This window comes from Streptomyces sp. GMY02, assembly GCF_019056675.1.
GTDB classification, from domain to species: Bacteria; Actinomycetota; Actinomycetes; order Streptomycetales; family Streptomycetaceae; genus Streptomyces; species Streptomyces odonnellii.
The window spans coordinates 30,977-57,315 of sequence record NZ_CP077658.1; the positions used below are offsets into that span (position 1 = coordinate 30,977).

Genomic DNA, 26,339 nt, shown 5'->3' on the forward strand with positions numbered 1-26,339 from the left:
AGTGACAGATAGGACTGAATGATGACGAACCCTTTCGACGACCCGGACGCCAACTACCTTGTTCTGAAGAACGAGGAGGGTCAGTTCTCGCTTTGGCCCACATTCGTCGACGTGCCGGACGGGTGGGAGTTGGTCTTCGGAGAGGCAGCGCGTCAGGCATGCCTTGACTTCATCGAGAAGACGTGGACCGACATGCGCCCCAAGAGCTTGATAGACGCCATGAACGCCGACTGAGCGGGGCCGGGGACCGGCAGCGGTGACTTATGCGCCGTCAGATGTCGCCGCCTCCTTCCGAACCAGCCTTTCACCTGGTCCGGAAGGGGGCGGCGGCGTATGCCGATCAGATGCCCCGGAAGAGACTGGTGAGCCCGGTGACCTGCCACGATCAGGGGGATTTGGTTGCCGACCTGCGCGAATGGTCATTCAGTTACCGGCCTCGGCGGCGTTGTTCCGGTGAGTGCCACGTCCCCGCCGCGGCTCAGTCCGCAACCGATTCGTATACGGACTCCGGCCGCGCACGGCCGACTTCCATGACGCTCAGCACGTTGACGAGCTTGGCGAGTTGCTTGGTTACCTGCTCAAGCGGTGAGTCGTCCGCGTCGACCACGAGGGTGACCCGGGAGAAGCCGCCCCCCTCAGCCGGGCCGACGGCCGAGGGAGTCGATGTTGAAGCCGCGCCGACTGAATAGGGCGGTAATTCGGCTGAGCGCGCTGGGCTTGTCCTCGACGAGGACCGACAACGTGTGTTTGCTCATGCGTCGTCGCTCTCCCACGTCGGAGCCATGTCTCGGGCGATCTTGATGTCATCATTGCTGGTCCCAGCGGCGACCATGGGCCAGACCATGGCGTCCTCGTGGACCACGAAGTCGACGACCACCGGCACGTCGTTGATCTCCATTGCCTTGGCGATCGTGCCGTCCACCTCCTCGGGCCGTGTGCACCGCAGACCGACGCAGCCGTAGGCTTCCGCCAGCTTCACGAAGTCGGGGACGCGCTGGGCCGTCTGCAGATCGGTGTTGGAGTACCGCTGGTCGTAGAAGAGCGTCTGCCACTGGCGAACCATGCCGAGATTACCGTTGTTGATGACCGCGATCTTGATCGGCACACCTTCGATCGTGCAGGTGGCCAGCTCCTGATTAGTCATCTGGAAGCAGCCGTCTCCGTCGATCGCCCAAACCACCGTGTCCGGCCGCCCCATCTTGGCACCCATCGCGGCGGGCACGGCGAAACCCATCGTGCCCAGGCCGCCGGAGGTGATGAAGGCGCCGGGCTTCTCGAAGCCGATGAACTGGGACGCCCACATCTGGTGCTGGCCGACGCCGGCCACGTAAAGGGCGTCCGGCCCGACGATGGAGCTGAGCCTTTCCAGGACGTATTGCGGAGCCAGCGAGCCGTCCGCGAAGTCCTCGTACCCCAGCGGGTAGGTCTCCTTCAGCCTGTCAAGCCGCGCGCGCCACTTGACGTAGTCACCGGGGCGATCGATCGCGTGGACGAGGGCGCCGATAACCTCCCTGCAGTCACCCACGATCGGTACGTCCGCCACCCGGTTCTTGGAGATCTCCGCCGGGTCGATGTCCGCGTGGATGACCTTGGCCAGCGGTGCGAACGACGACAGCTGCCCGGTGACCCGGTCGTCGAACCGCACGCCCAGGGCGATGAGCAGGTCTGCCTTCTGCAGTGCGCCCACCGCCGAGACGCTGCCGTGCATGCCGGGCATCCCCATGTTGAGCGGGTGGCTGTCGGGGAAGGTGCCCCTGGCCATCAGCGTGGTCACGACCGGAATACCGGTCAGCTCTGCCAAGCGGAGTAGTTCCGCCGAGGCGCCGGCCTTGTGCACGCCGCCGCCGACGTACAGCACCGGGCACTCGGCCTCGGAGATCAGCTTGGCTGCTTCCTGGATCTGCTTGGCGTGCGGCCGGGTGACCGGCCGGTATCCCGGCAGGTGCGTCGTCGGTTCCCAGTGGAATTCGGTGCGGGCCTGCAACGCGTCCTTGGAGATGTCGACCAGTACCGGACCGGGACGGCCGCTGGAGGCGATGTGGAAGGCTTCCGCGATGGTGCGCGGGATGTCGTCGGGGTCGGTCACCAAGAAGTTGTGCTTGGTGACCGGAAGGGTGATGCCGCAGATGTCGGCTTCCTGGAAGGCGTCCTTGCCGATCATGCTGCTCGACACCTGACCGGTGATGGCGACCATCGGGACAGAGTCCATGTGCGCGTCGGCGATCGGGGTGACCAGATTGGTGGCGCCCGGACCGGAGGTGGCCATGCAGACGCCGACCTTGCCGGTGGCCTGGGCGTACCCTTCCGCAGCGTGTCCGGCGCCCTGCTCGTGCCGCACCAGTACGTGGCGGACCTTGGTCGAGTCGTAGAGCGGATCGTAGGCGGGTAGGATCTGGCCGCCTGGAATTCCGAACACGGTGTCGACTCCGACGTGCTCCAAAGCCCTGACCAGAGCTTGAGCACCTGTCATCTGTTCGGTCATCTGCTCGTTCCTGTTGGCTTGGCTCGAATGCTGGGCGAGCCTGCTGAATCGGGTTGGATGAGAGAAAAGACGCCCGTTCGCAAGACCAATTCGAAGGGCAGCGCGCAGAACTCGGCAGTTCACGAACGGTAAGTCCGTGAAGTACTACGAGGTGGCACGCTAAGAGCGGTGTCGGGTGACGACAACGCGCTCGACGGCTCCGAGGGACCGGAACTCTCGTCGGAGCGGAGCGAGTCCGTTCGTGACGGCTCAAGCAAGTTCCCGCTGCAAACCACGAGAACGCACGGACCCAGTTTATCTTCCCGCTGTGTGGCGATGCCAGTCCCCCGGGCTCTGGCCAGTCGCACCGCCAAGTCCACAGTCTCGCCGCGCTGGCGGTCCCGAACCGGGAGGACCACCTCTCGCGGACCAGGGCCCGCCACGTCGGAGTTCTGGCCGGACGCCGCGTGGGGCTCACGGAAGTTGAGGCACTACAGAACATGACCTCCTTCTTCGCAGCCTCGATCGGGGCGTTCGGCGGCGGGCACGCCCGCGGGCCCCGGTCTGAGGGAGCCGGGCCGGGCCCGCAGTGCTCATCGATGTCCGGACCGGCGTTGAACACAGCACGCGTGCATGAACATCCGCCCCCTGCGGATACGCGGGCGAGCCCCGGACCACTGGTCCGGGGCTCGCTGTTCGGGGCGCGGCCACTACAGGTCGAACTCCAAGTGTTCGATGTCCGTGAACCGGACCTCTTCCAGGCTGTCGGCGCGGCGGCCGCCGTCCTGGAAGTACACCTCCTTGAGCGCTTCGGCGGCGATCTCCCCACTCCGGAGGCGAGGGCCGCGCTCCCGGATGCGATGCCCCAACGTGAGCAGGACGCCTTCACCGAGCCCGGAGCAGGAGCCCTCAAAAGCCAATTCATCAGCTCCGAGGGCCGGGCACTGATCCGTACGATCAATCACTATGAGCGGTGTCAGCAGGTGGAAGAGCTCGAAATGCGCACGGCGTCCAGCGTTCCCCCGGTGACGTTGAACGTGCTCTGCGGCGGGAGACAGGCAGTCGCGCCGGTGGTCCAGCGGATGTACGCCACATCGTCATGACGGGTGTTGACGACAGAGAGGGGCGCCTGCGGCTTGGAGGGCAGCGCCTGCCAGTAGGAGGTGACATCCTGGAACCGGCCGATGATCGTGCCGTTCTTGATGAAACACACGTAAGGGTACGAGCACGTCGCCGTGGTACCTGACTGTGCTGCGGTCGCCGTGGTCGTCGGCACAATGGCCAGTGCGCCGGCTGCGGCCAGCGTCAGCAGACCTGTCCCAACAGACTTGATTGCCTTCACAGATTTCCCCTCCTGCATTGATGCCCTGACGACAGAGCAGATTCTTCGGATGGTCCGGCTCCGGCGTAATCCGCACCGGAGCCCGCGTGGAACCGCGTGAGTCAGATCAGTAAGCGACGTATCCGTCACTGCTTACCGCGTTGTAGAACTGCAGGTAGAACTTGGTACCGTCGAGGACGTCGGTGGCGGCCAGTCCCCAGGTGCCGGGCTTGATTTCATGCCAGCCGTTGCAGTACGTGCCGCCGCTCGTGGGCAAGAAACAAGTGCTCACCCAGACCAAGCCGACGGGCTTGACGTTGATGTCGTTGCAACTGGACGTGGCGGTGACCGATCCGGACCTGGGCCACCTGAAGTGCGGCTCGGCGTAGGTGGTGGAGAACGGCTTGGCGGTGCCCAAACAGGACTGGACCGCATTGGGCGCCGCAGTGGCCAACGTGCCGGTCGTGGCAGTCAATCCACCGGCGAGCAGAGCAGCCGCCATCAGAACTCTGACGGCGCGTGAACGGATGCGCATGCTTTCCCCCGCATTCTGCGCGTCGGCAGGTCCGACGCTTTGCGGGTTCCCGGTGGTATCGGCAGAATCTCAACGGATACGTGGATCAAAGCACCGCAAGGCCTCACGACCCGAGCTCCGACCTGAACTCATGCCCCGCATTGCCGTTGTTTCCACAGTCGTTGACCGGGCCCCCATGAGCTACAGCGTGGCCGGGCAGGAGGGCACTGCGCCATGTTTTTCGGTTCTGGCCTAAAATCGCTGGCCAGCCTGGTTATGGGCTGCGCAGACTGGCGTACGGGGGCCGGGGGGGGTTCTTTCATGCTTCGAGTTCATTTCACCGCTGATGATCTGTCCCGGGTCCGGTTCGCGCCGGGACCCGACCCGTTATGGGAGACCGTGCTCAGCCTCACCTCTCTGGGCACTGCCGCCCGGGGCCGGGCCTTCTTCGCACCATGGCGCAACCAGGCGCGGGCCGAACTGGGCCGACTGCCCCGGTGGCAGCTACGGATGCTGCGCCACCTGGCCCCTCCGGTAGGAGACTTCCCCGACTTCCTGACGCCACCGCAGGCATCCCAGGGGGTGGACGCGGGCATCGAGGCGGTGCTGTCCACGCCACGCCGTCGGCTCCGCCGAGAACTGACACTCCTGCCCGGTGCACCCTCATGGGCCCGGCAACTGGCCGACGGCGAACCGGCCATGCTGGACAGGCTCGGACAGGCCCTGTACGCCTACCACCACGCCGCGATCACACCCCACTACCCGCGGATGCAAGCACTCATCGACGCCGAACGGGCCGCCCGCGCCCGCACCCTGCTCGACCACGGGGCACAAGGCCTCCTGGCAGGGCTCGGGCCGGCCATGCGCTGGAGTCCGCCCGTGCTGGAAGTGGACTACCCCAAACACCGAGACATCCACCTGGCCGGGCGCGGCCTGGTACTGGTGCCCTCAGCATTCTGCTGGCACACACCGGTCACCCTCATCGACCCCAGCCTGCCCCCGGTACTGGTCTACCCCCTCCCCCGGACACCGGCCTGGTGGACCAACCCCACCCGCATCCCCGGGGCCCGGACACTGGCAGGCCTCCTGGGGCCCACCCGGGCCGCCTGTCTGCGCGTGATCGAAGACGGCTGCACCACCGGAGAACTGGCCCGCCGCACCGGCACCGCGCCCGCCACTGCCAGCGAGCACGCCGGCACGCTTCGCGAGGCGGGCCTGGCCACCAGCACCCGCCACGGCAACACCGTCCTCCATACCCTCACCCCCCTCGGCGCGGCTCTCCTCAAAGCCAGCCCCGACCCGTAAGGGGCCACAGATCCGGTGGAGTCCAGCAGAGTGGTGTAACTGACGGCTCGGCTTCGGCGGCCCACTCCCCCACCGCTGGCCAGCGGCGCATGGCGCGCTCCGCCTGCCGCAGCAGCAGCAGCAAGTCAGCGAACTGGATGATCTCAGCCGCCTCGATCGGGTCATCAAAGTCGTTCGCGGGTCTGGACGGTGTGGTTGGGATGGCTGGAGTTGACGGGGGTGAACCGCCGCCGTGGTCCGGGGCGCGCCTCGATGGCTCTGGCCCAGGAGACGTTGGTCAGGATGAGGCGCAACTCGACCCGGTTCTTCTGAGCCCTGGAACGGATCTCGGTGCCCTTATGCGCGGAGTAGTTGTCCATGATCACGTAGATGATCAATTCCAAGGGATGCCTGTGGAGGGTGTGGGATGGGCGGCCGAAGCCACCGCGAGACAGTCAGGCGGCGGGCTGCCGACCCTGTGTCGAGGTGGCAGCGGGCGGTCAGGCGTCAGGGTCGACTTCGGGGTGCGTGAACCGCACGGGCTTGCCCAGCGACCGGGCGTAGGCGATTTCGGCTCGGGTGCTGTCTCCGATGTAGTCGCCGACCACGAGCACCTCATCAGCGAGCCGGATCTTCGCCCGGTGCAGATCGTCGAGTCGAACCTTCAGCGACTCGGCCTCGACAGGATCGGAGCAGAGTTCGTGCGGCGACTTCATGTCACAGCCCGGTTTGACGACAATCCTTCCGGCTTTGGTCTCCCGCAGATCGGCCTCGTTCATCTCGGTCATGAAGCGGGTGGAGCCGCAGATCACGACGATACGCGGGAGGCTCAACAGCTTCTTCGCGTCGGCGAGCTTCTCCTCGGGGGTGAGCAGTTGCGGGTATGACAATGGTTCCTCCTGGTGGTGTGGTCCAAGGGGTGCCTGCGGAGACGAGAATGAGGGTATCCAAGATCGTTTTGTGACGAACAACGTGGACGCCCTCGCGACACGACTCTATGCAACGACCGACGACATGCTGAAGGAGCATCCCGACCTGGCACCGTGGCACCCGCCGGTCGGCATTACGCCCATAGATCGGGGCGCCGTCCGGCCGTGCGGCGCGGATGGATTTCAACGCGGCCAGGGAGTTGGCGGCTCCCTTGCGGCGACAGTTGATGCCCCACAGGGTGTCGTCGCCAACGGAGTAACAGCCTTGCTTGGCAAATGCCCGGCAAGGGGAGGGCCGGTCCGGATGTCCCGGCAGACCACCGCGCGCACCGTCGGCTCTTCGAGGCCCTGGATGCCGCTGTGGGCGAGCGTGGCGAGGCGGCGGGTGATGAACCGCGGTCGCCCGTACAATCGAAAACGGCGATCAAGGCGCTCTGACAGAGGCCGCAGTCAAGCGCGGCCGCAGCCGGCACATCGGTGTTTAGCGTGCGAGAGACCTCGGTGCGGCACGCCGTCCTTCAGATGCCTGACAGCCAAGCCGACGTCGACGACGGCCGCGGCCTCGCTGGCGCGGTCGCCCCACCCGTTGCCCCACCCACCGGGTGCGGGCAGCGGCCCCAGGCGAGGAAACCTGGGGCCGCTGCTGTCCGTACGGGCCAGGGCGTCCCGTTTTGCCGGCCGTGGCGCCCGCCGACGGTTCGGAGTGGCTACCGGCGACGTGGTGCGGTGGCCCGGATCTCGCCCAGGACGAAGCCGGTCACGGGATCGCAGTGCACGGGACGTACAATCCTCAGTCGACCACCTAGCGGGCCGCTCATGAGTCGGACCGCCACAGCGGTACCTCTCCATCCATCGGAACTCTCCCGCTCTGCCCGTTGGGTGAAGACCGCTACGCCTAGATGAGTGAGTCCGATGTTCTCAGTGGTCGTAGGCGATGAGTGATCGTTTGGTCTTGGCGCCTGTGGTCCAGTTGTGCCAGATGGCTGTGGCGAGGGCGAGGAGTCGTTGGCCGGTGCGGGCGAAGACTCCGGCCGGGGTTCTGCCGCCGTGCTGTTCCAGGCTGAGCTGGCCTTTGAGGGTGTCGAAGACGGCCTCGATCCACTGGCGGGCCCGGGCGAGGCGGCCGTGCCGGGTGGGCTCGTCCTTCCGGTCGGGCCGTACCAGATGGACGCCGAGGCGTTCGGTGAGGAACGTCTCGAACTCCCGCCCGGCGAAGCCCTTGTCCGCGAGGATCACCTGACCGCTGCGGACGAGGTGGTGGTCGCGTTGCAGCAGCGCGGTCATCACCTGCCGTTCCCCGGGTTTCGGGTTGGCCAGGCACCAGGACACCGGCATGCCTTCGGCGGTGGTCAGCAGGTAGAGCCGGAATCCCCAGAAGAAGCGGGAATGGGAGCGGCAGTAGCCGTAGCCGGCCTGCCCGGCCAGCGCAGAGCGTCTGACGGTCTCGCGGGAAGCCGCGCAGGCAACGGGCGTGGAGTCGATCAGCCGCAGGTCGTCGTGCCAGGTCGGCACCTGCCGGGCCAGAGCCTCGATCACGTGGCTGATCAGCGGTCCGGCGGCGTTGAGGCGCTTGTTGTAGGCCGACTGCTGGGGCAGATAGCGGAACAAGTGCCCCAGCCGGGCGTGCGCGAAGCGGATCCAGTGCCGGGCCGAGGGGAAACCCAGCAGGACCTGGGCGACCGCCAGGCACAGCAGTTCGGCGTCCGTCAGTTTCGGTGGTCGCCCGATCCGGCGACGAGGGGCCACATGGTCGTCGATGAACACGTACAGTGCCGCCAGAAGGGCGTCCAGGCTGGTCTTCACACACAAGCCAACGGGCGCCCTTCGCCATAGTCGCGGCCAGCACAAACATCGGACTCATTCATCTAGTTGGAACCACCGAAGTGAAAGCAGAACCTGCGCTGCCGGGGGGAGGGTTCGCCGTCTTCTGTGCTGCGGATGGCTTGCCTATCCGGCGGAGTGGGGGCGTTTGAGCGCGGCGGTTCGTCGTGGGCGCGTCACCATGCGCTGGTCCCGTGACAGGGAAGATTGTTCCATTGCCACCAAGGTTTGACTGCAAGCGAGGGTTGATGAGCCGCCGTATACCTCAAGGTGCACTGGTCGTGGGCTTGATCGGCATCCTGATCAACATCGTGGACGCGATCGGGTCGGGGCGCCCGGAGCCGCACGATGCCTTCGCCGCGCTGGTCGCGCTCGGTGCGGGTGGTGAACTGCTCAAAGGGCGGCGGCCCAGGGCGGCAAAGGCGTTGTATGCCGTGGCGTCGGTGTTGCTGGTAGTTGCCGGATCCGTCGCGGGTGCCCGGGCGTGGGCCTCACTCTTCAAGGGCACGACCTATGACTGGCTCGACCTCGGACTCGGGGTTCTGGTCGTGCTTTACGTTGCCGTCTGTGCGGCTCAGCTTCTTGCACTGTGCCGCAGAGCATTGAGGTCCCGCATGAATGCCGGCACGCTCAGCGAGTAACGTCGGCATCGGTCGGACTTCGTTGTCTGGACGTGTCCCGTCTCAGCCGAACCGGTCCCGGTCTCCATCGATCGGGTCCGATTCGCTCACCGTCTCCGGTGAACTGGTCCGCCATCGATACTTCGGAAAATCTCGCCCGTCGTGAACCGGGCAAGGCTGCGAAGTTACGGCGCAGTGGGCACGCTTGTGAGCACAGCAATCTCACACCCTCGTACGGGCTGTCGGCCCCGGTATCTACGGAGCCCGGCCAGGGACCGGCTGAGCAGGCCCGCTCCCGGTCAGGGTCGGGTAAAGGCTGTCAGGAGAAGGCCAGCGAGGAGAGCCGCGCAGGAGCCGTCGGGGTCGAGATCGGGGTCGTAGACGGTGAGGTTCAAGCCCACGCAGCGCTCCGATAGCACCAAGGTCCGTAGCAGCGGGGCGAGTTCGTCGGGCATGAGCCCTCCGGAATCGGGGCTGTCAACGGCGGGCATGATGGACGGGTCCAGCACATCCGCGTCCAGATGCACCCAGAACCCCTCGGTCACGGGCACTTCAAGTGTCTGCACAACCGCGCCCGCCAGCTCCTCGGCACCCCACTCCCTGATCTCCCCGACCGTCGCGTTCATAATCCTCAACTCGGCGAGCTCGGCCCGTTGTGCGTCGTAGTCCCGGATACCGAAGACCCGTACGTCTTCGTCCCTGACATACGGCCGCAGCCCTTCGAGGTCCGTGCATCCGGCCATTCTGACCTCGCCGGGGCAGCACGTGCCACAGCGTTTCACCGCGTGCGGAAACGAGGTAGCCCACAGCGGGCCCACGTGTCCCATGGCAATTCCCCGAAGACGAGACGTCGTTACGGCAGCGGCACGCGGGCCGATAACGGCGCTGTCGTACACCCGAGCCGGGCGAGCGGGCCGGACCCGGCAGTCGGGTGCGCACAAGCACGCCCGGCACTGTCGTCGTTGAGCATGCGGATGAAGCGGGTCGGCGAGCAGGGCGTTCTCGGGCCGGAAACCGGGGCGCGGCGGGATCCCCTGCCATGTGATGATCCTTCCGGCGCGCCGGGGCTGCCGGCGCGCCAGTCGCGTTACCACACCCTTGGGGGGTAGCAATGAGCCTGTCAACTGCTGGACGCCGGGTACGTTTCAGATCCGGCGCCGCCGTGGCCGTGGCGGCCGGTCTGCTGACTGCCGGCCTCGCCGCGCCCGCGTTCGCCGACGACGACCCGCCGCAGAGTGACCAGTTGTGGATCAACGTGCCGTATGACCAGACGCTGCAGCGCGCCACCGACGGCGGTCAGCCGCAGTCCCGCACCCTCGGCGTCGGCCTCTACCACGACAACGATAACTTCACGGTGACCGACGGCAGGCTCGTCGTCGACGTCTCTGGCCTCGCCGGGGTCGCCGAGGTGACCTGGCCCGACAACTGCACGCCGAGCGGCACGAGCGCGGTGTGCGACATCCCCCTGGTGCCCGTGATCGGGGGCGACTACGAGGACCAGGTGTTCCTGACGGTGCGCGCGGCCGACGGCGCCGAAGTCGGCACGCAGGGCAGGATCACCTACGAGGCGACGGCCACCGGCGGGCCCGACGGCACGCTCACCGCGCCGCACGAGAGCTTCGAGACCACCCTGACCGTCGGCGCCGGGCCCGACCTCGCCCTCGACCCCGTCGCCGACATCGAGGACGGTCAGCCCGGCGACGAGCGGACGATCCCGTTCAAGGTCACCAACAACGGCAACGAGAGCGCGAACGGGTTCACCGTGAAGCTGTACGCCTCGTACGGCCTGACGGATCTGACCCGGTACGACGCCTGCGCCTACACCACGTCGGACGGCAACGACTACGCACCGTCGAGCACGGCAATCTGCACGTTCGACCAGGTGCTGGCGCCGGGCGACTCCTTCGAACTGCCCGAGCCGCTGACGGTGCGACTCGCCCCGCACGCGCTGAACGAGCGGCTCGACATCGACGTCGAGCCGGGCGACGGCGCCCAGGACATCGACTCCCGGAACGACTACGCGGCCCTCCAGATCGGCGCGGAGAACACCGCGGACTTCTCCGTGACCGGTGATGCCATCTCCGGCGCGGCGGGCGAGACGGCCACGGCCGAGCTCACGTTCAAGAACAACGGCCCGGCCTGGTCCGGCAACCTCGGCTCCGGCGACCCGGTCGCCGAGGTCCGGCTGGTCGTGCCCGAGGGCACCAGGGTCACCGGCGTACCGTCCGGCTGCTCCCCGCGCACCCTCGACGGCGGCTACTACCCGAAGCAGACGGGCGCCCCACGCTACGACTGCAACCTGCGGTACTGGGTGCTGGAGGACACCCAGCGCACATTCGCGTTCTCCGTGCGTGTCGACACCGTGGTGCCCGGCGCGACCGGTGCCGTGAGCATCCACCCCGCGTTCGGCGAGTTCGGCGCGTACCCCTTCGACTTCGACCCGGACCTCACGAACAACACGGCGATCCTGTCCGTCAACTGACCGGCCCGGGGGTTCGGAGCAAGCCGCGCGAGCCGGCTGCTCCGGACCCCCGCTCGGCAGGGCGGACGCTGCCGGCCGGTCTCAGAAGCCACCGGGTACAGAAGCGCATCCGCCGTGAGAACCTCGCACCGGATGAGAGGCCCGTTCGGGGCGGAGCCTTGAGACCGAAGGTGGACACGTAGGCAGAGCCACCGGCGATGAGGCTCGCAGGCCCGGATACGCGGTGCACGGACGCTTCGGTACGCCTATACGTCTAGACGAAGACCTTGCCCGGGTTGAAGATGCCGACCGGGTCCAACGCGCTCTTGACGGCACGGTGCATGGCGATCACCTCGGGGCTGAACTCCGCGGCCAGTCCGCGCATCTTGAGCAGCCCCACCCCGTGTTCGCCGGTCACCGTGCCGCCCAGGGCTATGGCCTCGGCCACGACACGTTCGAGTGCCTCGTCGCCGCGCGCCCCGGCCCGCTCGTCGCCCCGTGGGACGAGCACCATCGGGTGCAGATTGCCGTCCCCGGCGTGCGCCAGACTCGCGATACGGATGTCATGCTCGGCGGCGATGCGCTCGACGCGTCCGAGCATCTCGGGCACCAGTGTGCGCGGCACGCAGACGTCCTCGGTGAGGACGGACCCCAGGCGTTCCAGCGCTGGATACACCAGCCGGCGCGCGGCGAACAGGGCGTCCGCCTCGGCCTCGTCGCTGGAGCGGGCGCTCCAGGTGGCACCGGATTCCTCGAAGGCGGCCAGCACCGTCTCCGCCTCCTCGACGCCGGCCGCGCCCGGGGCGTCGCACCGGGCGAGCAGCAGGACGTCACCCGCGTCGGTGAGGCCCATCCGTTTCCAGTCGTCGACCGCGCGGAGACAGAACCGGTCCACCAGTTCCAGCGCGCTGGGTACGACACCGGAGGCCACAACCGCCGCGACCGCCCGGCCCGCGTCGGGCAGACCGTCGAAGTAGCCGACGACCGTGTGTTCCCTGGGCCGCGCGCCGCGCAGCCGTAGAGTGACCTCGGTGACCAGGCCCAAGGTGCCCTCCGAGCCCACCATCAGCCCGGTCAGGTCGTATCCGGCGACGCCCTTGGCGGTGCGGCGGCCGAGCCGTACCACCTCGCCGGTTCCGACAACCGCCTCCACACCGAGGACGTAGTCCCGCGTCACCCCGTACTTCACACAGCACACGCCGCCCGCGTTGGTGGCGACGTTCCCGCCGATGGTGGACCACGGGGCACTCGCCGGGTCCGGCGGATACCACAGATCCCGCTTCGCACATGCCTGCCGCAGATCCTCGTTGACGACGCCGGGCTGCACCACGGCCAGCCGCTCATCGGGATCGATGCGCACGATCTCGTTCATCGCTTCGAAGGACACCACGACACAGCCCTCGACGGCGTTGGCGCCGCCGGACAGCCCGGTGCCCGCTCCGCGCGCGACGACGGGGACATGGTGGGCGGCACAGTGGGCGACGACCGCCGCCACCTCGGCGGTGGCCCGCGGCCGTACGACCGCCGCGGGCAGGGCGAACGGCGCCCGCTCCGCCTCGTCGCGCGCGTACGAGGCCAGCAGGCCGGGGTCGGAAATCACCCGGCCGTCCGGGAGGACACCTGCGAGTTCCGCGAGAGTCAGACTCATTCCTGCACTGTATTCAGGGCGTGCCGAGCCGCTCAAGATTGTCCTTTGGTACACGTACCAAAGGACAATTGAGATGCCCGGAACAAGGGTGCGAGAGTGGCGGCTGCATGGTGAAGGAACGTCGTTCAGTCTTGCTCGCAGAAGTCATGACTCGCAGAAGTCATGAGGAAATGATCAAAGGGGATTACTGATGGCCGCAGTAATCGCGGGTATCGGGGGGTGGATCCCTCCGAATGCGGTGTCGAACGACGACCTGTGCACGGTTCTGGATTCGTCCGACGAGTGGATTAGGACGCGCACGGGAATCAGCGAACGGCGCATGGTCACCGGAGGTCTGTCGACCCGGGATCTGGCCGTGGAGGCGGGCGCGCGGGCGCTGAAGTCGGCGGGCGGGTCGGCGGTGGACGCCGTTGTGGTGGCCACCACCTCCCCCGACCGGCTCTGTCCCGCCGTGGCGCCCGAGGTGGCCGCCCTGCTCGGTCTGGGCACGGTGCCCGCCTTCGATCTGACCTCGGCGTGCAGCGGCTTCGTCTACGGTCTCGCCACAGCCGCCGGGCTGATCGCCTCCGATGTGGCCGGCAGCGTGCTGTTCATCGGCGCCGAGGCCTTCACCACCATGGTCAATCCGGTGGACCGCACCACCGCGCCGATCTTCGGCGACGGGTCGGGCGCCGTGGTGCTGCGCAGGGGCTCGGCGGACGAACCCGGCGCACTGGGACCGTTCGATCTCGGCAGCGACGGCGCCCTCGCCGATCTGCTGGCCATTCCGGCCGGCGGATCCCGGCAGCGCTCCGCCTCCGCAGGTCCGGGCCACGGCTCCGTGCCGGAGGAGGACTGGTTTCTCCGGATGGAGGGCAGGCCCCTTTACACCCAGGCCGTCGAACGGATGTCGGTCTCGGCCCGTGCCGCGCTCGACCGCGTCGGGTGGTCCGTCGGAGATGTCGACAGCTTCATCAGCCACCAGGCCAATGTCCGTATCGTGCAGGCGGTCGCGGAGGAACTGGAGCTTCCCGCGGAACGCGCGCCGGTCAATATCGACCGGGTCGGCAATACCTTGGCCGCGTCGATTCCCCTGCTGATGAACCACGCCGCCGTACGCGGTGACCTCAAGCCCGGCGACCGTGTCCTGCTGTCGGCCTTCGGCGCGGGTCTGTCCTGGGGATCGACCACACTCACCTGGCCGGAAATCGCGGTCGAGGAAGTGCAGTGAACGATTCACCCGCCTTTTCACCGTCAGGAGAACACGCAATGAATTCGCTCTTCGAATCCGTCGCCGATGTCATCGCGAGCCGTTTCGGTGTCGACCGTGAAGCCATCACCCCGGAATCCACGTTCGACGATCTGGGGCTCGACTCCCTTTCTCAGATCGAACTCGTGACCGCGCTGCGCAAGCGGCTCGGCGCCGACATCGACGACGAGCAGATGGCGGAGTTCTCGCAGGTCTCCGAGGTTGTCGCCAAGCTCGACGAAATCGGAGTGAAGGCCTGATGGGTGGATTCGCGGCGGCGATCACCGGCATCGGGCTGGTGACTCCCGCGGGCATCGGCGTACCGGCCAACTGGACCCGCTTCGTCGAGGGCACCTCCACCGCGGCGCACCACCCTGATCTCGACGCCCTGCCGGTGAACATGGCCTGCCGGGTGCCGGACTTCTCCGCCACGCGCCTCGGGCTGCGCGGTGCCTGGCAGTGGGACCGCTACACCCAGTTCGCCGTGGTCGCCACCCTGGAGGCACTGAGCGGTGCCGGACTCACGGCCGGTGATTGGCCGGACAGCTCCCGGGTCGCCGTGGTCATGGGCTCGGGCGCGGGTGGCACCGCGACTCTGGAGGCCCAGCATGCCGCGCTGCTCACGGACGGTCCCTCGGACGTCTCCCCGATGACCCTGCCGATGGGGCTGCTCAACATGGCCGCGGGGCAGGTGGCCATCGAGGTCGGGGCCAACGGCCCGTGTCTGGCGCCCTGCACGGCCTGCGCCTCCGGTGCCTCGGCGATCGGGATCGGCCGGGACATGATCCGTTCGGGCGCGGCGGACATCGTGATCGCCGGCGGAGCCGAGGCTCCCATCACCCCGCTGTACGTGTCCGCCTTCTCCAGGATGCGCGCCCTTTCGAGGCGGACGGACGACCCCGGCACGGCCTCCCGGCCCTTCGACTCCACCCGGGACGGGTTCGTACTCGGCGAGGGGGCGGGGGTCTTCGTCCTGGAGTCCGAGGAGCACGCCAGGGCCCGCGGGGCCCGGCCGGTCGCCCGTGTCATCGGTTACGGCGCCTCCGCCGACGCCCACCATGTCACCTCTCCTCACCCCGAGGGCCGCGGCGCCAAGCTGGCCGTACGCGCGGCACTGGCCGACGCGGGGCTGAGCGGCAGCGATGTGCGGTACGTCAACGCGCACGGCACCTCGACGCCGCTCAACGACTCCGTCGAGTCGGGAGTCATCCGTGAACTGATCGGCAGTGGAGTACCGGTGAGTTCGACCAAGGGCGTGACCGGACATCCGCTCGGGGCCGCGGGCGCCATCGAGGCGGCCGCCGCCGCGCTCACCGTCCACCACGGGGTGATTCCCCCCACGGCGAATCTCGTCGCCCCCGACCCGGCGATGGACATCGATCTCGTCCACAAGGCCGCGCGGCACGGCCCGGTGGAGGTGGCCCTCAGCAACTCCTTCGGATTCGGGGGCCAGAACACGGCCCTGCTGATAGCCGCCTGACACTCCGTACGCCCGAACCGATGGAGGGCTCGCCACGATGACCAGCAACGACGTCCGCCGCGCCGATCTGGCCGACTTGGTCTTCGACGGTACGTACGAGGAGGTGCACGAGGACATCCGGGCGGCGCTGCTCGACCCGGTCTTCGACGCCCGCGAGGGACTGACCCTGGCCGAGTCGGGTCGGCTCGCCTACGAGCGGTCCCGGTACCTGCACAGCCGGCTGGAGCGGCCGGTGGAGATCGTGCGCAACCCGCGCCGGCTGTTCGCCCTGGCGGAGTGGCCCTCGCTGCTCGACGTGTCGACGTTCTCTCTTCTGATGGTCCATTACAACCTCTGTTTCGGCACGGTCATCGATCACGGCGCGGACCGGCCGGACTTGAAGGACTACTTCGACGAGCTGGACAACCTGGAGTCGTTCGGCCCGTACATGGCGACCGAGCTGGGTTACGGCAACAATGTCGCGGCGATGCGCACCGAGGCGGTCTACGACCGCGCGAGCGAGACCTTCGTACTGAACACACCGGACCCGCTCGCCCAGAAGTTCATGTCGTACAGCGGCTTCCAGGACATCCCGAAGATCGCCGTGGTGATGGCACGGCTGAAGGCGGACGGCAAGGACCACGGGGTGTTCCCCTTCATCGTGCGGATCAGTGACCGCGACGGCCTGTGCGCCGGGGTGCACGCCGCCTCCTGCCCGGAGAAGCCGGTCCAGGGGCTGGACAACGGCGTCACCTGGTTCGACCACGTCCGCGTTCCGCGCCGCAACCTGCTGCTGGGGGACATGGGAGCGTTCGCCGAGGACGGCACCTTCCGGCCCTCCGGGGGCAATCAGCGCAAGCGGTTCCTGCGGGCGATGAGCCGGATCCAGCCCGGCCGGCTCTGTGTCTCCAGCTCCGCGGTCGGCGCCGGACGGGCGAGCGTCTACATCGCGCTCCGCTACGCCTCCCGGCGGCTGACCAACGCCCCCGGCCGCAACGACCTGCCGGTCATCGAGTACCGCAGCCACCAGCTCGCGCTGTTCACCGCGCTCGCGAAAGTCTACGCGATGACATTCCTGCTCAACCACGCCAAGCGCGCCTTCCTGGTGTCCCCGGAGAGCATCCCGGCCGAGCTGAACAATCTGATCTCGATCACCAAGGCGCTCTCCACCTGGGAGATGACCGACGTGATAGCCACCTGCCGGGAGCGCTGCGGGGCCCAGGGCATCTTCAGTGTGAACCGGATCGCGGACTACGGCTCGCTGCTCCAGGGACTCGTGACGGCCGAGGGCGACAATCAGGTCCTGCTCGCCACCACGGCCGGCCAGATGCTCGCCCAGCGCGACGACCGGCCGGCCCCCAAGCCGCCGGGCCAGGACGGGCGCGGACTGCGGCACTCGGCGCTGCACACCGACCTCCTGCGGTACCGGGAGGAGAGTCTGCTGCACACCGCGCGCGAGGCGATGACCGACGAGTCCGGCGAACGCACCTATCTCGAAGCGTGGAACGGCAGCATGAACAGCGCCCTGGCGATGGCCCGTACGCGCGGGGTCCGGGTGGCGGTGGAAAGCTTCCGGGCGGCGGCGGCGCGTGCCAGGACCTCCGAGGTGCGGGAGGCTCTGGAACTTCTCCTCGCTCTCTACGGCCTCACCGAGATCCAGCGGGACTCCGGCTGGTATCTGGCCCGCGGCGCCCTGACGGCCCCGCAGGTGGAGGCGATCCCCGCGGAGATCGACGCGCTGTGCGCCCAGGTGCTGCCCCACGCGGAGACCCTGATCGACGGATTCCGGCTCTCCCCTGACCTGCTGCGGGCGCCGATCGCGGCCGACGACTACGTGGCCTCCTTCCAGGCGGTCGCCGACGCGGTGCCCGCCGGCCGGCGCGGGCCCGCCGAACCCCTGACACCGGCGAGGAGCTGAGCCGTCATGGCACGCCATCTCTACCGCTGCCCGCTTCGCTGGGCGGACATGGATGTCTACGGGATCGTCAACAATGTGGTCTTCCTGCGCTATCTCGAAGAGGCACGGGTCGACTTCGTGTTCCGTATGGGTCCCACTGAGGGGGACGCGTTCTTCAAGGACGGTTCGGTCGTCGTCCGGCACGAGATCAGCTACCGCAGACAGCTTGTCCACCGGCACGAACCGGTGGACATCGAGATGTGGGTCAGCGGACTGGAGTCGGCCACCGTGACCATCGACTACGAGGTCAAGGACGGGGACAGGATCTACGCCGTGGCCTCCACGGTGATGGCTCCGTTCGACTACCGGCGGGGCCGGCCCCGGCGGCTCACCCCCGAGGAGACGGCCTTCTTCGGGAAGTACGCGGCATGAGGCTGCTTCGGATCGGGCCGACGGGTGAGGAACGCCCGTGCGCCATCGGCCCCGACGAGGTCGTACGCGACCTGTCGGCGTGGGTACCGGACTGGACCGGGGAACAGCTCGATCCGGAAGCGCTGTCCGAGACCGCGCGCCGGCTCGCCCGGGAGGCCTCGACCCTGCCCGCCGTGGATCCGACGGCGGAGCGCGTCGGTCCTCCCGTCCGTCCGGGCGGACATCTGATAACCATCGGGCTCAACTACCGCCGGCACGCGGCCGAGGCCGGTATGGAACTGCCGGCCGAGCCGATCGTGGCCACCAAGGCGCCCTCGGCGACGGCCGGTCCGTACGACGACCTGATCCTGCCGGCGGGCGGTGACCGGACGGACTGGGAGGTCGAACTGGCGGTGGTGATCGGCCGCCGGGCCCAGTACCTGTCCGGTCCGGCCGACTCCCTCTCGTACGTGGCGGGTTACTGCACGGCCAACGACATCTCCGAGCGCAGCGCACTGCTGGATCGGGGCGGTCAGTGGGTCAAGGGAAAGTCCTTCGAGTCCTTCGGCCCGCTCGGTCCTCTTCTGGTGACCCCCGACGAGGCCGGGGACACGCGGAACATGCGGCTGACGTGCCGGGTCAACGGCCGTCTCATGCAGGACGCCGGCGCCGCCGACATGATCTTCGACGTCCCGTATCTCGTCTGGTATCTCAGCCAGTTCTTCGTCCTGCTGCCCGGCGATGTCGTGCTCACCGGCTCTCCTGCCGGTATCGCCCTCGGCCGTCCCGGCACGCCGTATCTGCGCGAGGGTGATGTGGTCGAGGCCGAGGTGGCCGGCCTGGGCGCGCAGCGCCAGAGGTGTGTGGCCGCCCGCCGTGACCTCACGGCGCACCGCCCCGTCGGCACGGGACACGGCGGGCCTTCCGTACCTGGCGGGCCATCCGTACTCAGCAGCGCGATCACAGCGCCGACCAAGGACGGGGGACAGTAGGACATGGCCGTTCCGGAGCGGACAGCCGACGAGAACGCACTCGACACGGACAGCCGGGGCCGCGTGGCGGAGCTGCTCGCGATCAAGAGCCAGGCTAGTGACGGTCCGAGTGCGCGCGCCACCGAGGCCCAGCACGCCAAGGGCAAACTGACCGCGCGTGAGCGGATCGATCTGCTGCTGGACGAGGGATCCTTCAACGAGGTCGAACAACTCCGCAGACACCGCGCGAGCGGCTTCGGCCTGGAGCACCGGAGACCCCACACCGACGGTGTCGTCACCGGCTGGGGAACCGTCGAGGGGCGTACGGTCTTCGTCTACGCGCATGACTTCCGTATCTTCGGCGGCGCGCTGGGCGAGGCCCATGCCACCAAGATCCACAAGATCATGGACATGGCCCTGTCCGCGGGCGCGCCGGTGGTCTCGCTCAACGACGGGGCGGGCGCGCGCATCCAGGAAGGCGTCCTGGCGCTGGCCGGCTACGGCGGCATCTTCCAGCGCAACACCAAGGCGTCCGGGGTGATCCCGCAGATCAGCGTGATGCTGGGCCCGTGTGCGGGCGGCGCCGCGTACTCTCCGGCGCTGACGGACTTCGTGTTCATGGTCCGCGACACCTCCCAGATGTTCATCACGGGTCCGGACGTCGTCAGGGCCGTGACCGGCGAGAAGATCACCCAGGACGGACTGGGCGGGGCGGATGTGCACGCCGAGAAGTCGGGGGTGGCCCACTTCGCCTACGACGACGAGCGGGCCTGTCTGGCGGATGTGCGGTATCTGCTGTCACTGCTGCCCGCCAACCATCTCGAACACCCGCCGTCGCGGATGACCACGGATCCCGCGGACCGCCGCAGCGAAGCCCTGCTGGACCTCGTCCCCGCCAACGGCCGGCTGCCGTACGACATGCGCTCGGTCATCGAGGAACTCGTCGACGACGGCGAGTATCTGGAGGTCCACGAACTCTGGGCGACCAATGTGCTGTGCGCTCTGGCCCGGGTGGGCGGCGGCACGGTGGGTATCGTCGCCAACCAGCCGCTCGCGTACGCGGGGGTGCTCGACGCCCGCGCCAGCGAGAAGGCAGCCGCCTTTGTGCAGATGTGCGACTCGTTCAACATCCCGTTGCTCACCCTGGTGGACGTGCCGGGCTTCCTGCCGGGGGTCGACCAAGAGCACGGCGGGATCATCCGGCACGGTGCCAAGCTGCTGTACGCGTACTGCAACGCCACCGTGCCGCGTATCCAGTTGATCCTGCGCAAGGCCTACGGCGGCGCGTACATCGTGATGGACTCCCGTTCCATCGGCTCCGACCTGTCGTACGCCTGGCCCACCAACGAGATCGCCGTGATGGGCGCCGAGGGTGCCGCCAATGTCATCTTCCGCAAGCAGATCGCCGACGCCGAGGACCCCGAGGGTGTGCGGGCCCGAGTGGTGAAGGAGTACAAGGCGGAGCTGATGCATCCCTATTACGCTGCCGAACGTGGTCTGGTCGACGATGTCATCGATCCGGCGGGCACCCGCGGTGTGCTCGTCCGGGCGCTGGCGATGCTGCGGACCAAACACGCCGAGCCGCCGTCACGCAAGCACGGCAACCCACCCATGTGACCGGAACGAACCGCCCGGAGGCGCCCGCATGACCATCGAATTCACCACGCAGACCGCAGAACGCTTACCCGACGCCGAGCGGGAACGGCTGCTGTCCGCGCCCTCCTTCGGGGACACGTTCACCGATCACATGGTGACGATCAGTTGGACGGAGGAGCGCGGCTGGCACGACGCCCTGCTGCGCCCGTACGGGCCGCTCGTCCTCGATCCCTCGACCCATGTATTCCACTACGGACAGGAGATCTTCGAGGGGCTGAAGGCGTACCGGCGTACCGACGGGTCGATCGCGATCTTCCGGCCCGACGCCAACGCGGCGCGGCTGAACCGCTCGTCCGCCCGGATGGCGATGCCCCAACTCCCCGAGCAGGCCTTCCTCGACGCGCTGCGGCTGCTGGTCGACGCCGACCGCGACTGGGTGCCGTCGCGGCAGGGGCACAGCCTCTATCTGCGTCCGTTCATGATCGCGACACAGCCGTCACTGGGTTTCTACCGCCCTTCCAACGCCTATCTGTTCGTCGTGATCGCCTCGCCCTCCGGCGCGTACTTCAAGGACGGCGTCAAGCCCGTGTCCGTATGGCTCTCGACGGAGTACACACGTGCCGCGGACGGGGGTACGGGAGCCGCCAAGTGCGGCGGCAACTACGCGGGCACCCTGCTGGCCATGCGGCAAGCCGCGGAGCAGGGCTGTGACCAGGTCGTCTGGCTGGACGCGAAGGAGCGCCGCTGGATCGACGAGATGGGCACCAGCAATATGTTCTTCGTCTACGGGGACCGGCTGGTGACCCCCGAGCTGACCGGGACACTGCTGGACGGGATCACCCGGGACTCCCTGCTGACGCTGGCCCGTGACCTCGGCTATCCGGCGTCGGAGGAGCGGATCAGCGCGGACCAGTGGTGCGCGGACACGGCGTCGGGCGCGCTGACGGAGGTCTTCTCGTGCGGCACCTCCTCGATGATCACCCCGGTCGGACGGTTCAAGCGGGGTGAGGAGACCTGGGTCATCGGCGACGGCGAACCGGGGCCGGTGACCCGGCGGCTGCGCGAGGAACTGATGGGCATTCAGTACGGCGAGCGCCTCGATCAGCACGGCTGGGTACACAAGATCGCCTGACCGGTCTCCCCGGGCCCGGACCAGCCGGCCCGCAACCGTATCGAAGGGGGCTCGCAATGAACCGCTCGGTTCTTGTCACCGGAGGAAACCGCGGCATCGGCATCGCCGTGGCGCACGCGTTCGCCGACGCCGGCGACAGGGTCGCCTTCACCCACCGCGCCGGTGAACCGCCCGAGGATCTCATCGCCCGGGGCTGTCTCCCCGTCCGGTGCGACATCACCGACGGCGACCAGGTCGAGTGGGCGTTCAAGAAGGTGGAGGAGGAACACGGTCCGGTGGAGGTACTGGTGGCGAACGCCGGTATCACCAAGGACCGTTCGCTGATGCGGATGTCCGAGGAGGACTTCACCTCGGTGGTCGACACCAACCTCACCGGGGCCTTCCGGGTCGTCAGGCGCTCCTGCGGCGGCATGATGGCGGCCCGAAAGGGGAGGGTCGTGCTGATCTCCTCGGTGGTCGGCCTGTCCGGCACGGCCGGGCAGGCCAACTACGCCGCTTCCAAGGCGGGGATGGTCGGCCTCGCCCGGTCGCTGGCCCGGGAACTCGGTTCGCGCGACATCACGTTCAATGTCGTCGCCCCCGGTTTCGTGGACACCGACATGACCAGGGCGCTCGGCGAGACGCGGCGCTCGAAGATCGTGGGGCAGGTGCCGCTCGGCCGCTACGCGCGGCCGGACGAGGTCGCCGCCGTGGTGCGCTTCCTCGCCTCGGAGGAGGCCTCGTACATCACGGGCGCGGTCATTCCCGTGGACGGCGGGCTGGGCATGGGCCACTAGGACGTGTCTTGTCGATCAGGCAGGATCTGGCCGGGTCAGGGGCCGAGACCCACGGGCATGCGGCAGGGGGCGGCTCCGCCGACGGGGTGTCCGGGGCGGGGCCGTCCGCCGTACGGCCGGTCAGGAGGGCGTCAGATGTGCTCCGAGATGAGCACGGCCCTCGTCGACGGGGCCAGGGCCTCGAAGACATGGGCGAGATCCGCCGGGTAGGCGACGTAGTCGCCCGCGTGGATTTCCACCGGGGCGTCGGCCACTCCGACCAGGGCCCGGCCGCTCGCCAGCAGGACGTGCTCCACCACACCCGGCATATGCGGGTCCGAGGCGCGGACGGTGCCCGGTTCCGCGTCGATGCGGTAGACGTCGCGGCGCGCGCCGGGCGGACAGGCCGAGAGCAGGGTCGCCCGGTAGTCCGCCCCGGCGGCGGCCACCGCCGCCCCCTCGTCGGCTCTGATGACCTGGACCTGCGGCTGGGGCGGGTCGAGAAGACGGGAGAAGGGCACGTTCAGGGCCACGCACAGCGCCCACAGGGTCTCCAGGCTGGGATTGCCGCTGCCCGACTCCAGTTGGGACAGGGTGGACTTGGAGATCCCGGCCTGGCGGGCGACCTCGCTGAGTGACAGCGAGGCCCTGACGCGCTCCCGGCGGAGGCCGGAGGCGATGGACGCCAGTGGGGGCTTGGCCGGCAGAGGCACTTCCTGCACCATTCGTTCGCTCCAGCGGTCGCATGTTCGTCTTGACGAACCATCAGGGAATGTTCATTCTACTCTTTATGCATTCGATATGGAGAACGCTCGACCGAGGGCTGCTGCGGGACATCGCGCTGGTGTGCCTGGCCGTCGGCGTCATCGGCCTCTCGTACGGCGCCATCGCCGTCACATCCGGATTCCCGCTCTGGTTACCGGTGTTACTGGGCCTGCTGGTGGTCGCGGCGTCCTCGGAGTTCCTGTTCATCGGGATCATCGCGGCCGGTGGCAGCCCGATCGCCGCGGTGCTGGCGGGCCTGCTGGTCAACGCGCGCCATGTCCCGTTCGGGCTGGCCGTGCCCGACGTCCTCGGGCACGGCTGGCGACGTCTGCTCGGCACCCATCTGATGAATGACGAGACCGTCGTCTTCGCCTTGGCCCAGGAGGGCCTGTCCCGCAAGCGCGCCGCCTACTGGGCGTGCGGCCTCGGCATCCTGATCTGCTGGCCGCTCGGCGCGGTGACGGGGGGCCTGATCGGTACCGTGATCGAGGACACCGACGCCTTCGGGCTTGACGCGATGTTCCCGGCCATCCTGCTGGCTCTGATCCTTCCGGCCTTCCGTGAACGGGAGAAGCGCCGCGCGGCGCTGGCCGGCGCCGTGATCGCCCTGGCCACCACCCCCTTCCTGCCCGCGGGCCTGCCCGTTCTGCTGGCGCTGGTCGCACTGACCACGACCACCTCCGTGCGAAAGAAGGCGAGCCGATGAGCAGTCAGATCTCCCTGATCGTGGCGATGCTGGTGCTCGCCGCGGGGACCTTCGCCTTCCGGCTCGCCGGCCCGGCCCTGCGCAGCCGGATCAACTTCCCGCCACAGGCCGAGAAGCTGATGGAGACGTCCGCCATCGTCCTGCTCGCCTCACTCGTCGCCACGACGGCTCTGATGGAAGGGCATGGTCCGGCCGGAATCGCCCGCCCGGCAGGGGTCGTGGTTGCGGGTGTCCTCGCCTGGCGCAAAATGCCGTTCCTGGTCGTGGTGCTGACCGCTGCCGCCTTCACCGCCGTCCTGCGGCTGCTGGGCGTGCCGTAGCGGGTGGTCCTCGCCGCGTGAGCCGGGTGGCGGCGCGGAGCGTATCGGCAGCCGTGCGCCCGGACCTCCGTCGTCGAGGGAGAGCGCCCAGGCGAAGGCGACGATCCCTGCCTGGAGCCGGGACTCGACGCGCAGCTTCGCCAGTATCCGGGCCACATGGGCCTTGACCGTGCGTTCCGTGACGGCGAGCCGGGTCGCGATCATCCTGTTCGACTCGCCCTCACCCAGCGCCCGGAAGACCTCCAGCTCGCGCACGGACAGATCCGAGATCTTCGCGCGGATCTCCCTCAGCCCACTGGATACGGAACTCGTCCGGCCGAATGCGGCAATCACCGCGAGTCTTACTCCCTCGTCGACATCCATCGGCAGGTCCTGTCTCCACTCGCCGTTCCTTTCCATATCCGCGTCTCCCCATATCCCCTGGCGTGGCGTTTGTCGATCCCTGTAACAAGACGCAGTCAACCACGTGCATGATTCAGGGGAATCCCCACCGGAGACGATGGCTGAGTGTGCTTGTTGTCCGACTGACAAGTGCACCTTGACAGTGGAAAATGCCAAAATCCACGGGCGACTCGTAGGTCTGCCCTTGCTGGAGAAGCCCTTGGCCTGCGAGGATACGGCTATCCGGGTCATGCGCGACCGGGCGCTGCGGAATTGAAAACCGGATGAACGGTTTATTCGTCGGACCCGGACGACTCGGTTCCGATTTCCTGTCGTACTCGCCGAAAGAATTCGGTCTCCGACGGCCTTCGGCAGCCTTCGACGAAGGAAGGCTCCTGCCGTGAATCGCCACGGGGCCATTGCCATACCGTATACGGGATCCGGACCGACGGGGCGGAATAAGATCCTGTTCCCGTCCTGGAACCCGCCCTCCGGGATTCGGCGCCCCCTGCCAATGGGCGCTGAGGCCGAACTCCTCGGGTCGCTCGCACCAGCGACGGTTTCACTCCGTCGCGTACGGACGTCGTCAACGATTGGTCGGGCCTGGGTACAACCGTCCTCAGTGGCGTGCTGGAGTAGGTCGTGAAATTGGGGAGGGCTTCATGCCGGAAGGCCAGGGCGGTACCTACAACCATGTGGGCGAAGGAGCAAGGATCACCGGCCGGGTGATCCAGGCCCGCGACATCACCGGGCCTATCACCTTCGGCCCGGACGGTCTCACCATCGGCGGCGCGCCCGACGGCGAGGACCGGGACCCGGACGAGACGGACGTCCACAACCACATCGCCGCCGGCGCACAGATCGGCGGTCCACTGATCCAGACCCGCACCCTCACCGCAGCGCCCGGCGAGCCCGTCCGGCAACGCCCGAGGAAGGCTGCGACGAGATTCGGCCGGTCGGCCGTACTCGGTGTGTTCGCCGTCGTCATGGCGGTGTTCACGCCGTACGTGTTCCGCACCGAATCCACGTGGATGACCGTCGCCTGGTCAGTCGTGCTCATCGGCACGGTCACCTTCATCGCCGCGCTGATCCGCACTGAACTGTGGACCCGATCCCCGGACCGGCGAACCCGTAGCGACGACTCCAAGACCTGATCCCGCTGTTCCGCCCGACGGCCCCGCGCGACGCAGCGGCATCGAGCCGCTGCCGATTACGGGCGGCACCGGCGCCCAAGGGCGTCGGAAGATTCGGATTTGCCCTGCGCTCGTCGGGCGGCCGGTTCTACGGTGGGCGCATCGACCGGGCGCAACGGGTGGGCGAGGTGGCGTGATGGACATTCCGCTGGTGGACGCGGTGGCGGCGGTGCGGGACGAGTTGCTTGAGGCCGCTTCACGCGGGGCCGGTCAGGACGTGGTGTTCGCGGTGGGGCCGGTGGAGATGGAGTTCGAGGTCGAGTTGCGGGCCGACGCCAAGGCGAAAGCGGGCTTCAAGCTGTGGGCAGTGGGAGCGGAGACCGAGGCCGGAGTCTCGCGCGGCCGTACCCATCGGGTGGCGGTCACGCTGACGCCCCGTAACGCACAGGGCGGGGACCTGCTGATCAGCGGTTCCGCCGACCGGCCGGCGGGCCCGGGCGCCACCGGCGACCGTATCCCGGACTGA

General features: G+C 68.2%; 25 protein-coding genes and 5 pseudogenes. 17 read left to right on the forward strand and 13 right to left on the reverse strand.

From position 1 onward, the window contains the following. Positions 1-21 precede the first annotated feature (21 nt). Positions 22-234, forward strand: a complete 213-nt coding sequence (locus tag KQY30_RS00075) for an MbtH family protein (protein WP_302185356.1) — start codon at positions 22-24, stop codon at positions 232-234. A gap of 289 nt (positions 235-523) precedes the next feature. Here the strand turns inward: KQY30_RS00075 and ilvN are convergent. The 5 genes and pseudogenes from ilvN to KQY30_RS00100 all read right to left on the reverse strand — a co-directional run. Continuing rightward, positions 524-755: pseudogene (ilvN, locus tag KQY30_RS00080) on the reverse strand (acetolactate synthase small subunit); the annotation flags it as partial. Then, entirely contained in the window at positions 752-2,605 is a 1,854-nt protein-coding gene (locus KQY30_RS00085; RefSeq protein WP_302185287.1) for an acetolactate synthase large subunit, read from the reverse strand. The gene KQY30_RS00085 and the pseudogene ilvN, both read right to left, overlap by 4 nt. 566 nt (positions 2,606-3,171) lie before the next feature. Continuing rightward, positions 3,172-3,285, reverse strand: a pseudogene (locus tag KQY30_RS00090) (XRE family transcriptional regulator); the annotation flags it as partial. A 152-nt stretch (positions 3,286-3,437) separates the two neighbouring features. Continuing rightward, entirely contained in the window at positions 3,438-3,746 is a 309-nt protein-coding gene (locus KQY30_RS00095; protein WP_254407503.1) for a hypothetical protein, read from the reverse strand. 163 nt (positions 3,747-3,909) lie between these two features. Continuing rightward, positions 3,910-4,317, reverse strand: coding sequence for a hypothetical protein (locus KQY30_RS00100; protein WP_217304964.1), 408 nt, complete (start codon positions 4,315-4,317; stop codon positions 3,910-3,912). A 300-nt stretch (positions 4,318-4,617) separates the two neighbouring features. Between KQY30_RS00100 and KQY30_RS00105 the strand changes: the two genes are divergently transcribed. Next, the gene (locus KQY30_RS00105) at positions 4,618-5,601 is read left to right on the forward strand and encodes a helix-turn-helix domain-containing protein (RefSeq protein WP_217304965.1); all 984 of its coding nucleotides are present in this window, start codon (positions 4,618-4,620) and stop codon (positions 5,599-5,601) included. Between the two features lie 164 nt (positions 5,602-5,765). Here KQY30_RS00105 and KQY30_RS00110 read toward each other — a convergent pair whose 3' ends face one another. The 4 genes and pseudogenes from KQY30_RS00110 to KQY30_RS00120 all read right to left on the reverse strand — a co-directional run bounded on the left by KQY30_RS00110 (position 5,766) and on the right by KQY30_RS00120 (position 8,312). After that, on the reverse strand, positions 5,766-5,984 hold the full coding sequence (locus KQY30_RS00110; protein WP_217304966.1) for a hypothetical protein: 219 nt from the start codon (positions 5,982-5,984) through the stop codon (positions 5,766-5,768). A gap of 96 nt (positions 5,985-6,080) precedes the next feature. Beyond that, the gene (locus KQY30_RS00115) at positions 6,081-6,470 is read right to left on the reverse strand and encodes a DUF4406 domain-containing protein (RefSeq protein WP_217304967.1); all 390 of its coding nucleotides are present in this window, start codon (positions 6,468-6,470) and stop codon (positions 6,081-6,083) included. Positions 6,471-6,651: 181 nt separating this feature from the next. Further along, positions 6,652-6,774 (reverse strand): annotated as a pseudogene (locus KQY30_RS36000) (IS630 family transposase); the annotation flags it as partial. Between the two features lie 653 nt (positions 6,775-7,427). Beyond that, positions 7,428-8,312: an IS982 family transposase gene (locus tag KQY30_RS00120; protein ID WP_217304968.1), complete on the reverse strand. Its 885-nt coding sequence runs from the start codon at positions 8,310-8,312 to the stop codon at positions 7,428-7,430. 299 nt (positions 8,313-8,611) lie between these two features. On the opposite strand from KQY30_RS00120, the gene KQY30_RS00125 reads away from it, so the two are divergent. Next, a complete protein-coding gene (locus tag KQY30_RS00125) occupies positions 8,612-8,971 on the forward strand; it encodes a hypothetical protein (protein WP_217304969.1) in 360 nt (119 codons plus the stop codon). Between the two features lie 278 nt (positions 8,972-9,249). Here the strand turns inward: KQY30_RS00125 and KQY30_RS00130 are convergent. Then, positions 9,250-9,681: pseudogene (locus tag KQY30_RS00130) on the reverse strand (arginase family protein); the annotation flags it as partial. A 380-nt stretch (positions 9,682-10,061) separates the two neighbouring features. Here KQY30_RS00130 and KQY30_RS00135 point away from each other — a divergent pair. Beyond that, positions 10,062-11,432: a hypothetical protein gene (locus KQY30_RS00135; RefSeq protein WP_254406843.1), complete on the forward strand. Its 1,371-nt coding sequence runs from the start codon at positions 10,062-10,064 to the stop codon at positions 11,430-11,432. 253 nt (positions 11,433-11,685) lie between these two features. Here the strand turns inward: KQY30_RS00135 and KQY30_RS00140 are convergent, their stop codons facing one another. After that, on the reverse strand, positions 11,686-13,059 hold the full coding sequence (locus tag KQY30_RS00140; protein ID WP_217304971.1) for an FAD-binding oxidoreductase: 1,374 nt from the start codon (positions 13,057-13,059) through the stop codon (positions 11,686-11,688). 190 nt (positions 13,060-13,249) lie between these two features. Between KQY30_RS00140 and KQY30_RS00145 the strand changes: the two genes are divergently transcribed. From KQY30_RS00145 to fabG, 9 genes are read left to right on the forward strand one after another with little or no spacing between them, the layout of a single operon-like run. Further along, positions 13,250-14,269 (forward strand): beta-ketoacyl-ACP synthase III, encoded by a 1,020-nt coding sequence (locus tag KQY30_RS00145; RefSeq protein WP_217304972.1) that lies wholly within the window; start codon positions 13,250-13,252, stop codon positions 14,267-14,269. A gap of 38 nt (positions 14,270-14,307) precedes the next feature. Continuing rightward, positions 14,308-14,547 carry an acyl carrier protein gene (locus tag KQY30_RS00150; protein WP_217304973.1) on the forward strand — a complete coding sequence of 80 codons (240 nt, stop codon included), beginning with the start codon at positions 14,308-14,310 and terminating at the stop codon, positions 14,545-14,547. Next, a complete protein-coding gene (locus KQY30_RS00155) occupies positions 14,547-15,767 on the forward strand; it encodes a beta-ketoacyl synthase (RefSeq protein ID WP_217304974.1) in 1,221 nt (406 codons plus the stop codon). The genes KQY30_RS00150 and KQY30_RS00155 overlap by 1 nt, the downstream gene beginning before the upstream one ends. A 37-nt stretch (positions 15,768-15,804) precedes the next feature. Further along, positions 15,805-17,664 carry an acyl-CoA dehydrogenase gene (locus tag KQY30_RS00160; protein ID WP_217304975.1) on the forward strand — a complete coding sequence of 620 codons (1,860 nt, stop codon included), beginning with the start codon at positions 15,805-15,807 and terminating at the stop codon, positions 17,662-17,664. Positions 17,665-17,670: 6 nt separating this feature from the next. After that, a complete protein-coding gene (locus tag KQY30_RS00165; RefSeq protein WP_046497425.1) occupies positions 17,671-18,075 on the forward strand; it encodes a thioesterase family protein in 405 nt (134 codons plus the stop codon). Next, a complete protein-coding gene (locus KQY30_RS00170; protein WP_217304976.1) occupies positions 18,072-19,046 on the forward strand; it encodes a fumarylacetoacetate hydrolase family protein in 975 nt (324 codons plus the stop codon). Before KQY30_RS00165 ends, KQY30_RS00170 begins: the two co-directional genes overlap by 4 nt. Positions 19,047-19,049: 3 nt before the next feature. Further along, a complete protein-coding gene (locus KQY30_RS00175) occupies positions 19,050-20,642 on the forward strand; it encodes an acyl-CoA carboxylase subunit beta (RefSeq protein ID WP_217304977.1) in 1,593 nt (530 codons plus the stop codon). A 28-nt stretch (positions 20,643-20,670) separates the two neighbouring features. Then, complete coding sequence (locus KQY30_RS00180) at positions 20,671-21,753, forward strand: branched-chain amino acid aminotransferase (RefSeq protein ID WP_217304978.1); 1,083 nt, start codon at positions 20,671-20,673, stop codon at positions 21,751-21,753. 56 nt (positions 21,754-21,809) lie between these two features. Then, positions 21,810-22,529, forward strand: coding sequence for a 3-oxoacyl-[acyl-carrier-protein] reductase (gene fabG, locus KQY30_RS00185; protein WP_217304979.1), 720 nt, complete (start codon positions 21,810-21,812; stop codon positions 22,527-22,529). A gap of 131 nt (positions 22,530-22,660) precedes the next feature. On the opposite strand, the gene KQY30_RS00190 is transcribed toward fabG, so the two are convergent. Then, a complete protein-coding gene (locus KQY30_RS00190) occupies positions 22,661-23,233 on the reverse strand; it encodes a helix-turn-helix domain-containing protein (protein WP_217304980.1) in 573 nt (190 codons plus the stop codon). Between the two features lie 65 nt (positions 23,234-23,298). Between KQY30_RS00190 and KQY30_RS00195 the strand changes: the two genes are divergently transcribed. Beyond that, positions 23,299-23,979, forward strand: a complete 681-nt coding sequence (locus tag KQY30_RS00195; protein ID WP_217304981.1) for an AzlC family ABC transporter permease — start codon at positions 23,299-23,301, stop codon at positions 23,977-23,979. After that, positions 23,976-24,299 carry an AzlD domain-containing protein gene (locus KQY30_RS00200; RefSeq protein ID WP_217304982.1) on the forward strand — a complete coding sequence of 108 codons (324 nt, stop codon included), beginning with the start codon at positions 23,976-23,978 and terminating at the stop codon, positions 24,297-24,299. The genes KQY30_RS00195 and KQY30_RS00200 overlap by 4 nt, the downstream gene beginning before the upstream one ends. A gap of 114 nt (positions 24,300-24,413) precedes the next feature. Here the strand turns inward: KQY30_RS00200 and KQY30_RS37275 are convergent. Continuing rightward, a pseudogene (locus tag KQY30_RS37275) lies at positions 24,414-25,106 on the reverse strand (response regulator transcription factor); the annotation flags it as partial. 236 nt (positions 25,107-25,342) lie between these two features. Between KQY30_RS37275 and KQY30_RS00210 the strand changes: the two are divergent. Together KQY30_RS00210 and KQY30_RS00215 are read left to right on the forward strand one after the other, a co-directional pair. Then, positions 25,343-25,834, forward strand: a complete 492-nt coding sequence (locus KQY30_RS00210; RefSeq protein WP_217311528.1) for a hypothetical protein — start codon at positions 25,343-25,345, stop codon at positions 25,832-25,834. A 175-nt stretch (positions 25,835-26,009) separates the two neighbouring features. Continuing rightward, complete coding sequence (locus KQY30_RS00215; protein WP_217304983.1) at positions 26,010-26,339, forward strand: trypco2 family protein; 330 nt, start codon at positions 26,010-26,012, stop codon at positions 26,337-26,339.